Origin of the sequence: Streptomyces sp. NPDC005761 (genome assembly GCF_040630635.1) — a bacterium.
Classification (GTDB): domain Bacteria; phylum Actinomycetota; class Actinomycetes; order Streptomycetales; family Streptomycetaceae; genus Streptomyces.
Genome location: NZ_JBEXXX010000006.1, coordinates 80,420 through 94,538, shown reverse-complemented (window position 1 = coordinate 94,538; position 14,119 = coordinate 80,420). Strand labels below are relative to the sequence as shown.

Below are 14,119 nucleotides of genomic sequence, written 5' to 3'. Positions count from 1 at the left end.
GCCTAGACCGCCGGGTGCGAACGGCGGCGCAGCGCCGGGTCGGTGAGGTCGGCCGGGTGGTAACCGGCGTCCCGGGGGGAAAGGTTGGTGCCCGGGGGGACGATCTTGTCGATCCGGTCGAGCACGTCCTGACTCAGCCGCACCCGGTCCGCGCCGAGCTGGCTGGTCAGCTGCTCGAAGGTACGGGGGCCGATGATCGCGGACGTGACCGCCGGGTGCTCCAGCACGAAGGCCAGCGCCAGTTGGACGAGGGTCAGCCCGGCCTCGTCGGCCAGCTGGGCGAGCGCTTCGGCGGCGTCGAGCTTGGCGGTGTTCTCCGGCGAGGCGATGTCGAACCGTTCGGCCTGCCGCTCGGCACGGCTGGAGGCGGGCTGGCCGGCCCCCTTGCGGTAGCGGCCGGAGAGCCACCCGCCGGCCAGCGGACTCCAGGACAGGACCGCCAGGCCGTGGCGGCGGGCGGTGGGCAGCACTTCGCGTTCGATGCCGCGGGCGAGGATCGAGTACGGGGGCTGCTCGGCGACGACGCGTTCGCGACCGCGGCGCTCCGCGGTCCACTGGCCCTCCACGATGGCGGACGGCTCGAACGTCGACGTACCGATATAGCGGATCTTGCCCTGGTGGACCAAGTCGGAGAGAGCGCCCAGGGTCTCGTCGAAGTCGGTGCCGGGCTCCGGGCGGTGCACCTGGTAGAGGTCGATCCAGTCGGTGCCGAGCCGCCGCAGGCTGTTCTCCACCTCCCTGATGATCCAACGGCGGGAGTTACCCTGCTCGTTGGGGTCGGCGCCCAGGCTGCCGTGGAACTTGGTGGCGAGCACGACGTTGTCGCGGCGGCCGCCTGCCAGCGCCTTGCCGACGATGGTCTCGGACTCGCCCGCGGAGTAGACGTCGGCGGTGTCGACGAAGTTGATGCCGGAATCGAGGGCGTGGTGGATGATCCGGATGCTGTCGTCGTGGTCCGGGTTGCCCCGGGCACCGAACATCATGGTGCCGAGACAGAGCGGGCTGACCTTGACACCCGTGCGGCCGAAATCGCGGTACTGCGTCATCCTGCGTTCTCCTTGACGAGTTCACTGGCATTCAGGTGGTCGACCGGCGTTGCGTGACCGGTCTCCCGGAAGGCGTCCCACAGCCGCCGGTACGGGCCCTGGGCGGCGAGCAGTTCGGTGTGGGTGCCGGTCTCGACGACGGTTCCGGCATCGAGGACCACCACCCGGTCGGCACGGACGGCCGTGGTGAGCCGGTGGGCGACGACGACCGTGGTACGACGACGGGCCAGCACCTCGGTCGCCGCGGCCACTCTGCGCTCGGTGGCGAGGTCCAGTGACGCGGTCGCCTCGTCGAGCAACAGGACATCCGGATCGACGAGTTCGGCGCGGGCCAGGGCGAGGAGCTGACGCTGTCCGGCCGAGAGGCCGCGACCCCTCTCACCCACCGGCTGGAGGTAGCCGAGCCGCAGCCCGGCGACCATCTGGTGCGCCCCGACCGCCCGGGCCGCCTGCTCCACCTCGCTGTCGGTGGCGTCGGGGCGCCCGTAGGCGATGGCATCGCGGACGGTGCCGCTGAACAGGTGGGCCTCCTGCGGGACCATACCGAGCCGACGGCGGAATCCGGGCAGGTCGAGTTCGCGCAGGTCATGACCGTCCACCCGGACCGCACCGGCGGAGGGGTCGTAGAAGCGGGCGAGGAGCTTCACGACGGTCGACTTGCCTGCTCCCGTGGCGCCGACGAGCGCGACGGTCTCACCCGGTGCGATACGCAGGGAGACACCGTGCAGGACCTCCTGGCCGCCGCCGCCCGCGTAGCCGAAGGAGACCGAGTCGAACTCGACCTCGCCACGCAGGGAAGGGACCGGCCTGGCGTCCTTCGCCGGCGGGGTTCCGGTGGGGGTGTTCATCAGGGTACGGAGCCGCCCGAGTCCGACGACGGCCTGCTGATAGCCGTCGAAGACCTGCGAGAGCTGCTGGATCGGCGAGAAGAACAGCTCCACGTAGAGCAGGAAGGCGATGAGCGTGCCCGCGCTCAGCTCGCCCGAGCGGACCTGGCCGGCGCCCACGGTGAGCACGGCCGCGGAGGAGAGCGTGCCGAGGAACTCGACGAACGGGAAGAACGTGCCCATGTAGCGCTGGGCCCGCAGCCGGGAGTCCCGGAAGGACCGGGCGAGTGCGGCGAAGTCGGCGGCGTTGCGCTGCTCGCGGCGGAAGGCCTGGGTGACCCGGATCGCCGTGACGTTCTCCTGCAGGCAGGCGTTGACCGCGCTGATCCGCTCCCGGGCCTCACGGTAGGCGGGGACGGAGTAATGGCGGAAGACGGCGGTGGCCGCGATCAGCAGCGGCAGTGCGGCCAGCAGGACGACGGCCAGTCGCGCGTCGATCACCAGCAGGCTGACCAGGACGCCGAGGACGGTCAGCAGGCTCACCACAGCGGTGATCAGACCGGTCTGGAGGAAGTTCGACAGGGCGTCGACGTCGGTGGTCATCCGGGTCATGATCCGGCCGCCGAGCTCGCGCTCGTAGTAGTCGAGGCCGAGACGCTGGAGCTGGGCGAAGGTCTTCACCCGCAACGTGTAGAGGAGCCGTTCGCCGGTGCGTCCGGTGGTGCGCACCTGGGCCACGCCGATCAGCCAGTTCGCGGCCACCACGAGTGCGGCGGCCGCCGCCGCGGCGAGCAGGACGTGCCCGGCGTGGTGGGCCACTCCCTGGTCGACGCCGTGCCGGACGAGAACCGGCACGGCGATCTGAGCGGCTGCGTCGAGCGCGACGAGCAGCAGGCCGAGGAGGAGCGGCCGCCGGAAGGGCCGCAGCAGGGCGCCGAGCCCGAAGTCCGCCTCGGCGGCCACGGCACGGTCGGTGGGCACCCCGGGGTCGGCTGCGGGCAACGGGAGTCTGGCCAGCCCGGCGATGAGTTCGGCGCTCGGCGGGGCCGAGCCGAGCACCCCGCCGCCGGGGCCCGCGCGTCCGGGCCCCGAGGTCGCCGCTGCCTCGGCGAGCGCACGGGCGGCCCGCACCGCGGTCCCCTCCGGCTGCTCGTCGTCGCTTGCTTCGGGGCGCAGCCAAAGGTGCGGGGTGGGGCACTCGGTGGCTTCGGTGCCGGCATCCGGCGACGCGATGTCGTCGGGACTGCCGTCCGTCAAGAGCAGTTCGCGGAACAGGGCGGACCCGCGGAGGAGCTCGTCCGGTGTGCCGGTGTCCGTGATGCGGCCGCCGTCGAGGATCGCGACACGGTCGGCGAGCTCCAGCGTCGATCTGCGGTGCGCGACGATCAGTGTGGTGCGGTGCCGGTCGTCCTGGCGCAGCCGGTGGTGGATCTCCGCCTCCACCCGGGCGTCGATGGCCGAGGTGGCGTCGTCAAGGACGAGGACGGCCGGGTCGCCGGTGAGGGCGCGCGCCAGGGCCAGGCGCTGGCGCTGGCCGCCGGAGAGGGTGAGGCCCTGTTCACCGACGACGGTGTCGTACCCCTGGGGTAGCCGCTCGATGAACTCGTCGGCGCAGGCGATCCGGGCCGCCGCGCGGATCTGCGCGTCGGTGGCGCCCGGCACGCCGTAGGCGATGTTGGCGCGCACGGTGTCGGAGAGCAGGAGGCTCTCCTCGAAGACGTAGCCGATCCGGGAACGGAGCGAGGCGAGGGCGAGATCGCGGACGTCGTGGCCGCCCACCCGCACCGATCCGGACGGTACGTCGTAGAACCGGGGCAGCAGGGCTGCGGCGGTGGACTTGCCGGAGCCGGCCGGGCCGACGAGGGCGAGGGTCTCGCCGGGTCGGATGTCCAGGGTGAACCCGTCCAGGAGCGGGGCGTGGTCGCCGTATCCGAAGGTGACGTCCTGCCAGGCGATGGCCGGGGGGCCGTCGGGCAGTTCGCGGGCCTGGGGTGCGTCGGTGATCACCGGGACCTCGTCCACGACTTCCATGACGCGTTCAGTGCCCGCCCGTGCCTGCTGCCAGACGGTGAGCAGGGTGGCCACCTGGCGTACGGGGGTGACGAAGGAACCGAGGTAGGTGGTGAAGGCGAGGAAGGTGCCGAGCGAGATCCGGCCGTGCAGGGCCATCCAGCCGCCGAGCGCGAGCACGGCGACCTGGCCGAGCGCGGGGACGGCCTGGAGTGCCGGGTTGTAGCGGCTGGTGAAGCGGACGACGCGCAGCCGGGAGGCGAACAGGTGCTGGGCGCGCTGTTCAAGACCGGCGAGCTCGCGCTGCTCCTGGCCGAACCCCTTCACCACCCGGACGCCCGTGACGGTGGCCTCGACCGTGGAGGCCACCTCGGCGGCCTCCTGCTGGGCGTGCCAGTTGGCGGGGAACAGGTCGCGGCGGCTGCGCATCGCGATCAGCCAGAGCAGCGGACCGACGACCAGCGCCACCACGGTCAGCAGCGGCGACAGGACGGCCATGAAGACCAGCGAGAAGAGGAACATCAGCGCGTTGCCGGTGAGGTTGGGCAGGAACTGCAGCAGGGTCTGGATGAGGGTGATGTCGGAGATGGACCGGCTCACCACCTGTCCGGTGCGCAGATCGTCCTGCTGGGCGCCGCCCAGCCGGAGCAGGGCGGCGAACGCGTCGTTGCGCAGGTCGTACTGGACTCCGAGGGAGAGCCGTCCCGAGCGGTAGCGGCGGGTGAAAGCGGCGCCGAAGCGCACAGCGCCGAGTGCGACGAGCAGGGCGGTCCAGGGGGCGAGCGAGGCGGTACCGCCGGCCGCCACCCCGTCCACGACGTGCCGCAGCACGAGGGGCAGGGTGGCGGTGGCGACCGCGGCGGTCACGGCGGCGCCGAAGGCCATGAGCATGTCGCTGCGGTGCCGCAGGCAGTAGCCCAGCAGCCGCCGCGCCCAGCCTGGCGGCGGCTGCCGGTGCGTACCGGTTTCCGGGTGCGGACAGTCCGTCACCGGGCCTCCGCCAGACCGATGCCGAAGTGGCCCTCGCTGCGGTCGACGGTCTCGAAGAGCCGGTTGGCGGGGCGCGGCAGCCCGTAGTGCCCGCGCAGGGTCTTCGCGGTGTACTCGGTACGGAACAGGCCGCGTTCCTGAAGGATCGGCACGACCCGGTCGACGAAGATTTCGAGGCCCGAGGGGAGGACGGCGGGCATGATGTTGAAGCCGTCGGCGGCCCCGCTGTCGTACCAGTGCTCGATGGTGTCGGCGACCTGCTCGGCGGTGCCGGCGAAGGTGCGGTGGCCGCGTCCACCGCCGAGCCTCCCAATGAGCTGGCGTACGGTCAGTTTTTCTCGCCTGGCGAGCTCCACGATGAGGGTGTAGCGGCTCTTGGCGCCCTCGATCTCCTCCTCGGTGGGGATGCCGTCGGGGAGTTCGGCGTCGAGGTCCAGGTCGTCGGGGGCGATCTTCAGCGTCCGGGCGAGCTGTCGCTTGGCGTACTCGGGGACGATGAGGTTGTCGAGCTCGGCATCGAGCGCCAGCGCCTCGGCCTCGGTGTCGCCGATGACGGGCACGATGCCGGGCAGGATCTTGATGCCGTCCGGGTTGCGGCCGATGGCCTCGGTGCGCTGCTTGACGTCCTTGTAGAAGGCGATGCCCTCCTCCAGGGTCTGCTGGGCGGTGAACACCGCCTCCGCGTACCGGGCCGCGAAGTCCTTGCCGTTCTCACTCGACCCGGCCTGCACGAGCAACGGGTATCCCTGCGGCGGACGTTGCACGTTGAGCGGGCCGTCGACGCGGAAGAACTCGCCCTTGTGCCCGATCTTCCGCACCCGGTCCGCCAGGGCGTGGACACCGCGCTCCTTGTCGGCGATCACGGCGTCATCCGCCCAGCTGTCCCAGAGCTTGGTGGACACCTCGACGAACTCCCCGGCCCGCCGGTAGCGGTCACGGTGCAGCGGGGTGTCGTCCAGGCCGAAGTTGCGGGCCGCGTCGGCGCCCGCGGTGGTGACGATGTTCCAGCCGGCCCGGCCGGCGGAGACGTGGTCCAGGGAGGCGAAGCGGCGGGCCAGGTTGAACGGCTCGTTGTAGCTCGTCGATGCCGTGGCGATCAGCCCGATGTGGTCCGTGGCCCCGGCGAGCGCTGTGAGCAGGACGGTCGGCTCCAGTTTGGCGGCGGGCCGTCGCCCGGGGTCACCCATCAGGACGGGGCTGTCGGCGAGGAACAGCGAGTCCAGCCGGCCGCGTTCGGCGATCCTGGCGAGGTTCTTGTAGTGCTCGATGTCGGAATTGGCCTCGGCAGGGCTCTCGGGAAGTCGCCAGGACGCCTCGTGGTGACCGGTCGACATGAGGAACGCGTTGAGATGGAGCTGCTTGCGGTCAGGCGTCCTGGGCATGGGTTTCCTTCGCTTCGGAAAGGGGCTGGGACTGGGTCACGCCGAGGGCGGTGAGCAGCGTGTCGCGGTACTCCTGGAACCGGGTGTCGCGGCGGGAGCGCGGGCTGGGCAGATCGATGGTGAGATCCACGGAGATCCGTCCCTCCTCCAGGACCAGCACCCGGTCGGCGAGTTCGACGGCCTCGTCGACGTCGTGGGTGACGAGCAGTACCGCGGGGCGGTGGCGTTCGTAGAGTTCGCGCAGCAGGCCGTGCATCTTGATCCGGGTCAGAGCGTCCAGCGCGCCGAACGGCTCGTCCGCCAGCAGGAGTTCGGGGTCGCGGACGAGGGCGCGGGCCAGGGCGGCGCGCTGCTGCTCGCCGCCGGACAGCTCGTGCGGCCAGGACCGGCCACGGCCGTCCAGGCCGACCTCGGCCAGGGCGGTGAGGCCGCGTTCACGCGCCCCTGGGCCGCGCAGCCCGAGGATCACGTTGTCGATCACCCGGAGCCAGGGCAGCAGCCGGGAGTCCTGGAAGGAGAGCGAGACCCGGTCGGGTACGGTGAGTTCGCCGGAGCCCTCGACCGTGTGGTCGAGCCGTGCGACGGCCCGCAGCAGGGTGGACTTGCCGGAGCCACTGCGGCCCAGCAGGGCGGTGAACTCGCCCGGCGCGACGGTGAGATCGAGTTCCTTGAGGATGTCCCGGTCACCGAACCTGCGGACCAGTTTCCTCGTGCGGATGGCGGGGTGTTCCGCGACCGCGGTCGCGGCGGTCTCCTCGCGGGGGGCGGTCAGCCCGCCAGAGTGCGTCGCCATGACAGGACCTTCCTCTCGACGGCGCGGACCGCCGCGTCCGATGCGAAGCCGAAGATCCCGTAGGCCACCAGGCCCACGATGATCACGTCGGACTGGGCGTACTGCTGGGCCTGGAACATCATGTAGCCGATGCCGCTGGTGGCGTTGATCTGCTCGACGACGATCAGCCCGAGCCAGGACGCGGTGACGCCGAGGCGCAGTCCGACGAAGAAGCCGGGCAGCGAGCCGGGCACGACGACCTTGCGGACGAACTGCGCGCGGCTCAGGTCGAGGCCCTCGGCGAGCTCGACGTACCTGCTGTCGATGCCGGTCAGCGAGGCGTACGTGTTGATGTACATGTTCACCGCGACGCCGAGCGCGATCACGGTGACCTTCATCTGTTCGCCGATGCCGAGCCAGAGGATCAGCAGCGGGAGCATGGCCAGGGACGGGATGGCGCGCTTGATCTGGAGCGGCCCGTCCAGGAGGTACTCGCCGGTGCGGCTGAGTCCGGCGGCGACGGCGAGGAGGACTCCGGCGCTCACTCCGAAGAGCAGGCCGAGTCCGGCGCGTTGCAGCGAGATGAGTACGTTGTCCTGGAGCCGGCCGCTGGAGACGAGGTCCGAGGCGGTGGAGAGGACCGTGCCGGGTCCGGAGAGGATCCGGGGGTCCAGGTACCCGATGGCCGAGGCGAACCACCACAGGGCGATGACCAGCACCGGGCCGATCAGCCGCCCGAAGGGAACGGCGCGGCCGGGCCCCAGGCGCCTGCGGGTGGTGCGGGATGCGCCGGGCTTCGGGGCCGCACCGTGCGCCGGTTTCCCGCTCTCCTCGGGCACCAGCACCGTCTTCAGCCGGCCCGGCGGGCGGGTGTTCGTGAGCAGCTCGGTCATGACGTCTCCCGGTACTGAGCGGCCACGGCCTCCGCGGCGAGCCCCTCGAATCGGCGGTCGAACAGTTCGGCGACGTCCTGCTTCGGCACGAAACCGCCCTCGGCCATCAGGTCGGCGGTCTCCTGCTCCCACGCGATCGCCTTGTCCCAGTTGGTCGGGAACTGCGGCTTGTGGAGCGAGGCGACGATGCGCTTGCCGTCCTCCACGGAGACGCCCTGGTCCTTGACGTAGTACGTGTCGATCCACTCGTCGCTGTTCTCCCAGGCCCACGTCAGACCGCGGGCCCACAGCGGGATGAAACCGCGGACGGCGGCGGCCTTGGCCGGGTCGTTCAGTACCTCGTTGGGCGCCCAGAGGACCGTGAGCAGATCCACGACGTCGGTCTTCAACCCGCGCGCCCCGTCCTTCCCGTACTGAGCGAGGTACTTGGTGACGGTCGGTTCGCCCAGCGGCGCCACGTCCACCTGCTTGGACTGCAGGGCGGTAAGGAACTGGGTGCTGGGCAGGGCGACCAGTTCGACGTCGTCGTTGGCGAGGCCGGCCTGCTTCAGGGCGCGCAGCACGACGACGCCCTGCGCCTGCCCCTGGGAGAAGCCGATCTTCTTGCCGCGGAAGTCGGCCACTGACGTGATGTCGGAGCCGGGTGCGGTGGCGAAGACGTACGAGGGATGGTTCCGCACCTGCACCGCGACGATCTTCGCTCCGACGCCGATGGCGTGGGCCTGGATCGGCGGTATTCCGGCATTGACCGCAAGATCGATGGAATGGGCCCGGAATCCCTGGATGATATCGGGACCCGCATTCAGATTGGGCCATTGCGAAACGTCGAAGGAAAGATCCTTCTCCAGTCCTGCGGGTTTCAGCTGGAGTCGTGTGGTGCGGACAGCTATGGAGAGTTTCGTACCCGGCGGCGGCGCCCCCGAGGGGAGCTTTCCGGTGGGCTCGGCGCTCGCCGCGGTTTTTGCCTGGGGTGAGCAGGCGGCGAGCGTACCGATGAGCGTTCCGCCGGCGAGGGCGAGAAAGGACCTGCGGCCGACGGTTCGGTGGATGTCCTGGGGTGCCATGGTGGGTTCCTGATCCGTAGTCATGGGGAGGGGACGGCGCCGGAGCTCAGAGGGAGTGGTAGGCGCCGTCGTGGAAGAGCAGGGGGCTTCGTCCCTCGTCGAGCCGGGCGTCCACCACCCGGGCGATGACGATGCGGTGGTCGCCGGCCGGGACGATCTGCTCGATCTCCAGTCGCAGCCAGCCGCTCACTCCGTCGAGCACCGGCTCCCCCTCCGGCAGGCGGCGCCAGCGGGTGGGGGCGGCGAATCGGTCGATGCCGCTGGTGGCGAAGGTGGTGGCCAGCCCCTGCTGTTCGGCGCCGAGGAAGTTCACGACGGCGGTGCCGGCCCGTTCGATGTGGGGCCAGGACGAGGTGCCGGTCCCGATGCCGAACGACACCAGCGGCGGGTCGAGCGACAGGGAGGTGAGCGAGGTCGCGGTGAAGCCGATCGGGCCGTGGCCCGCGTCTGCGGTGACGACGACGACTCCGGCTGGGTAGCGGCGGAAGGCCTGCTTGAACCGGTCCGGGGCGATCCCCTTCGCGGCGGGCGCGGCCGGCGCCAGGTATGAGGGCACGGTGACGGTCAACGTCTCTCCCATGGTGGAAAGTCGGAATGGAGGCAGGAAAACGCGAAAGGAGCACAGAAGCGCAGGGCGAGGCGCACGGCGGTGCGGAACTCTCGCCGTAATTCAGCGGGTGACGGTTATCGGGGCCCCGGACAGAGGCGACAACACAGGCGCGGGGCCGACATGCGGGCCGGCGCGGCCGAGCGGAAGGAACGCGTCGTCGAGGACACGTCTCCTGAATTCCGCTGTCGGCTGGTCATGACTCCATCATCCCGTTCGGCTTTGCGCACGGTCAACAATGCAACTGTCTGAATTAAGTCGAGTACGGAACGAGGGGGCGTCAGGAGACCGCGGGCAGCGCCGGCCAGGGGCCGAGGGGGTCCACGTACAGCGCACCGAGCGCCACCGCGCCCCCCGCGGTGGCCAGCACGGAGCCGGTGAAACTGGACGGCACCACGGACCGCTCCGGGTCGTCGCAGACCCAGGAGCGTTCCGCGACCTCAGCCCGCAGGTCGGCCAGACACTCCGGGATCCGGCCCGCCCCCGGCTCGACGACGACGAGCACCTCGGGGTCGAACATGTCCAGCAGCAGGGCCGCGGCCCTGCCGACCAGCCGCGCCCGACGGCGGAACAGCGCCATCGCGCGGGCATCACCGGCCAGTGCCTGTTCCAGCAGTTCCGGGAACGATCCGACGACCAGCCCCTGACCGGCCGCGCGCCGCACCATGGCGCGCTCCGAGACCTCCGACTGGAGGCAGCCGGTCCGTCCGCAGGAGCACGGTTCCGCGCCACCCGTGCCTCCGGCGCCGAGCGGCAGGTGGGCCACGCTGCCGGCCCCCGAGCGAGGGCCCCGGTGCATGGCGCCCTCGGTCGCGAAGGCCGCGTCCACGACAGCTCCGACGAACAGCAGGACGGTGCTGTTCCGGGTCGACTCCTCGCCGAACATCTGCTCCGCCCGGGCCAGGGCCCGGGAGTGGCTGTCCACGTGGACCGGCAGCCCGGTCGCGGCGTGGAGGATGTCGCGGGCCGGCACATCGTGCCAGCCCAGCTGGGGATGCTCCACGATCACACCGGTCACGGGGTCGACCCGATGACCGGTGGCCAGGCCCAGGGCGAGCACGGTGCGCCCACCGGCGTGCGCGGCCACCAGCCGGGGCAGCCGGGCCGCGAGCCCGGTGAGCATGCCGCGGGGTTCGGTGGTGCGGTGCGGCTGCCGGTCCTCGGCGACGATCCGGCCGCGCAGATCCATCAGTGAGACGGTGGAGTGGGCAACGGCGATGTGCACCCCGGCCACCAGATAGCCGCCGGTGTCGATCTCGACGGGAACGTGCGGCCGGCCGAGCCCCCTCGGACCTGCGGTCTCCGCACTCTCCCGGACCAGTCCGCGGGCGAGCAGCCGGCCGACGTGCCCGCTGACGGAGGCGGGCGAGAGGCCGGTGACGCGGGCGACGGTGGAGCGGGCGACCGGGCCGTGGTCGAGGATCGCCCCGAGGACGGAGCCGGTGCCGGTGAGCCGGCGGCCGGGGACGGCGGCGGGTATGTCGGAGCGGCGCAGCGGGGCGGGGCGGTTCTCGTGAGGGCGGCGGACGGGCGCAGACAGACTCTTCACAGTGTCTTCCAGGTCCTCGGTGGCAGCGGTTGGCACGGTGCGTACTCCGGTACGGAGCTCAAGGACGGGCCGCCTCCGGGTCCGGAGCGGCGCGGCCTGTCCCGCGGAGAGACACCCTGCGAGGGGCCGGGCCGGTGGTGCGGGGCGGGTTGCGGCCCCTGCGGCCGGGCTCGGCGCGGGCGTGGCGCTCTCAGACGCGGTGACACACGGCGGAGCACACGCGCTTCAGGTCGATGTGACCTCGCGTCGTCAGGTGTGCGGATCGCTGCATGCCGCGCAACGTAGCCGGACCGGCTCAACCCGGTCAAACCCTCGCCGCATCCTGGACACCCGTGCGCAGGGCGGCTGTTGCCCCCGCGTTGCCACGGCATGGCGGGCGTACGGCAGGCGCGTGAACAACCGGTCCGGAGGCGGGCAGGGCGATGGCGTCGGACGGGCCCGGCGGCAGGCACCCGGCCGGGCGGGGGAACGATTTCTGGAATTAACCTCTGATGCCTTGTCATCGCCGGTTCTACGCGCATAGCTTGTGCTCCCTCACCACACTCTGAGGGGCAGTCTCCGTGCGCATATCCAGATCCCGTTCCGTCCTGCTGGCCGGCGCGGTCGCCGTGACCCTCTCGGCGACCGCGCTGCCCGCCGCTTTCGCGGCACCGTCCTCGACCGCCGTGATCTCCGAGGTGTACGGCGGCGGCGGTAACTCGGGCGCGACGCTCACCCGTGATTTCGTCGAGCTGGCCAACTCCGGCTCCGCCGCGTACGACCTGTCCGGGTTCAGCGTCCAGTACCTGCCCGGCGCCCCGTCCGCGGGCTCGTCGTGGCAGGTCTCGGCGCTGACGGGTTCCGTCGCACCCGGCGGCCGCTATCTGGTGGCCCAGGCCGCGGGCACCGGTGGCACCGTCGCCCTGCCCGCCCCGGACGTCACCGGCACCGTCGCCATGTCGGCCGCCAGCGGCACCGTCGCGCTGGTCTCCGGCACCACGCCGCTGACCTGCAAGACGGCGTCCGACTGTGCCGCCGACACCCGCGTCGTCGACCTGGTGGGTTACGGCTCCGCGGTCGTCCGGGAAGGAAGCGGCCCGGCGGCGGGCGCCTCCGCCACCGCCTCCGTGGCGCGCGCCGCCTCGCTCGCCGACACCGACGACAACGCCGCGGACCTGACCGCCGCGGCCCCCACCCCGGTCAACGCGGCAGGCGAGACGGCGGGCGGCGGCGAGGGCCCCGGCGACCCGGGCAACCCGACCGAGCCCGGCACCGTGCGCGTGCACGACATCCAGGGCACCACCCGGGTCTCCCCGTTCGACGGCAAGGCCGTGACCGGCGTCCCCGGCGTCGTCACGGCGGTACGCACCACGGGCTCCCGCGGCTTCTGGATCCAGGACACCGCGCCGGACGCGGACCCGCGCACCGGCGAGGGCGTCTTCGTCTACACCGGCTCCACCGCCCCGGCGGTCGCGGTGGGCGACTCCGTACTGGTCAGCGGCACCGTGGACGAGTACTACCCGTCGGCCACCACGCAGTCCATCACCGAGATCACCTCCCCCCGGACCACCGTCCTCTCGTCCGGCAACGCGCTGCCGGCGCCGGTGGTACTCGACGCGGCCGCGGTGCCCGCCGCTTACGTGCCCTCGGCGGGCGGCGGCTCGATCGACGCGCTGCCGCTGGAGCCGTCGACGTACGCCCTCGACCTCTACGAGTCGCTGGAGGGCACCCGCGTACAGATCGCCGACACCCGGGTCACGGGCGCCACGACCGCGTACGACGAGATCTGGGTGACCGTCGAGCCGAAGCAGAACCCGACCCGGCGCGGCGGCACGCTGTACTCCTCGTACACCGACCAGAACACCGGCCGGATCAAGGTGATGTCGCTCGACACCACACGCCCCTTCCCGGTCGGAAACGTCGGCGACGTGCTGGCCGGCACCACCACCGGCGTGATCGACTACGCGTCGTTCGGCGGCTACAACCTCCAGGCGACCGAGCTCGGCACCCTCACCGACCACCACCTGCGGCGCGAGGTCACGCGCGGGCAGAAGGGCGGCGAACTCGCCGTCGCCACGTACAACGTGGAGAACCTGGACGCGCTGGACGAGCAGGCCAAGTTCGACACACTCGCCGAGGGCGTCGCGGTCAACCTCTCCTCCCCCGACATCGTCTCGCTGGAGGAGATCCAGGACGACAACGGCGCGGTCAGCGACGGCACGGTCGGCTCCGAGGCGACGCTGAAGCGCTTCACCGACGCGATCGTCGCGGCGGGCGGCCCGCGCTACTCCTGGCGCTACGTCGCCCCGCAGGACGGCCAGGACGGCGGCGAGCCGGGCGGCAACATCCGCAACGTCTTCCTCTTCAACCCGCACCGGGTGTCCTTCGTGGACCGGGCGGGCGGCGACGCGACGACCGCGGTGGCGGCGGTGCGGACGAGGAAGGGCGTCACCCTGTCGGTGTCGCCCGGCCGGATCAACCCGGCGAGCGCGGCATGGGACGACAGCCGCAAGCCGCTGGTCGGCGAGTTCCGCTTCCACGGGAAGCCCGTGTTCGTCATCGGCAACCACTTCGCCTCCAAGGGCGGCGACCAGCCGCTGCACGGCCGCTATCAGGAACCGTCGCGCAGTTCGGAGACGAAGCGGGTCCAGCAGGCGGCGGAGGTCAACACGTTCGTGAAGTCCCTGCTGGCGGCCGACAAGTCGGCGCGGGTCGTCACGCTCGGGGACCTGAACGACTTCGCGTTCTCACCCACGATGTCAGCGCTGACCGCCGGCAAGGCGCTCAACCCACTCATCACCACACTGCCGGCGAACGAGCAGTACAGCTACGTGTACGAGGGCAATTCGCAGACGCTGGACCACATCCTGACGAGCCCCGGCATCCGGCGGTTCGACTACGACGTGGTGCACATCAACGCGGAGTTCGCCGACCAGGCGAGCGACCACGACCCCCAGATCGTACGGATCAAGGTCGACGGCCGGCGCTGATCCGGCGGCC

9 protein-coding genes are annotated in these 14,119 nt (G+C 71.5%); 1 reads left to right on the top strand and 8 read right to left on the bottom strand.

What is annotated here, in order from left to right; translation table 11 throughout:
• Positions 1-2 precede the first annotated feature (2 nt).
• From ABZ434_RS08190 to ABZ434_RS08155, 8 genes are all read right to left on the bottom strand, one after another.
• Positions 3-1,046 carry an aldo/keto reductase gene (locus ABZ434_RS08190; protein ID WP_359133007.1) on the bottom strand — a complete coding sequence of 348 codons (1,044 nt, stop codon included), beginning with the start codon at positions 1,044-1,046 and terminating at the stop codon, positions 3-5.
• Entirely contained in the window at positions 1,043-4,873 is a 3,831-nt protein-coding gene (locus tag ABZ434_RS08185; RefSeq protein ID WP_359133005.1) for an ABC transporter ATP-binding protein, read from the bottom strand. The genes ABZ434_RS08190 and ABZ434_RS08185 overlap by 4 nt, the downstream gene beginning before the upstream one ends.
• On the bottom strand, positions 4,870-6,255 hold the full coding sequence (locus tag ABZ434_RS08180) for an LLM class flavin-dependent oxidoreductase (RefSeq protein WP_359133003.1): 1,386 nt from the start codon (positions 6,253-6,255) through the stop codon (positions 4,870-4,872). The genes ABZ434_RS08185 and ABZ434_RS08180 overlap by 4 nt, the downstream gene beginning before the upstream one ends.
• On the bottom strand, positions 6,239-7,048 hold the full coding sequence (locus ABZ434_RS08175) for an ABC transporter ATP-binding protein (RefSeq protein ID WP_359133001.1): 810 nt from the start codon (positions 7,046-7,048) through the stop codon (positions 6,239-6,241). The genes ABZ434_RS08180 and ABZ434_RS08175 overlap by 17 nt, the downstream gene beginning before the upstream one ends.
• Positions 7,024-7,920 (bottom strand): ABC transporter permease, encoded by an 897-nt coding sequence (locus tag ABZ434_RS08170; protein ID WP_359132999.1) that lies wholly within the window; start codon positions 7,918-7,920, stop codon positions 7,024-7,026. The genes ABZ434_RS08175 and ABZ434_RS08170 overlap by 25 nt, the downstream gene beginning before the upstream one ends.
• The gene (locus ABZ434_RS08165; RefSeq protein ID WP_359132998.1) at positions 7,917-8,984 is read right to left on the bottom strand and encodes an ABC transporter substrate-binding protein; all 1,068 of its coding nucleotides are present in this window, start codon (positions 8,982-8,984) and stop codon (positions 7,917-7,919) included. Before ABZ434_RS08165 ends, ABZ434_RS08170 begins: the two co-directional genes overlap by 4 nt.
• 46 nt (positions 8,985-9,030) lie before the next feature.
• Positions 9,031-9,552, bottom strand: coding sequence for a flavin reductase family protein (locus tag ABZ434_RS08160; protein ID WP_359133266.1), 522 nt, complete (start codon positions 9,550-9,552; stop codon positions 9,031-9,033).
• Between the two features lie 319 nt (positions 9,553-9,871).
• Positions 9,872-11,140 carry an ROK family transcriptional regulator gene (locus tag ABZ434_RS08155; protein ID WP_359132996.1) on the bottom strand — a complete coding sequence of 423 codons (1,269 nt, stop codon included), beginning with the start codon at positions 11,138-11,140 and terminating at the stop codon, positions 9,872-9,874.
• 560 nt (positions 11,141-11,700) lie between these two features.
• On the opposite strand from ABZ434_RS08155, the gene ABZ434_RS08150 reads away from it, so the two are divergent.
• A complete protein-coding gene (locus tag ABZ434_RS08150) occupies positions 11,701-14,109 on the top strand; it encodes an endonuclease/exonuclease/phosphatase family protein (RefSeq protein ID WP_359132995.1) in 2,409 nt (802 codons plus the stop codon).
• The last annotated feature ends 10 nt before the right edge of the window (positions 14,110-14,119 follow it).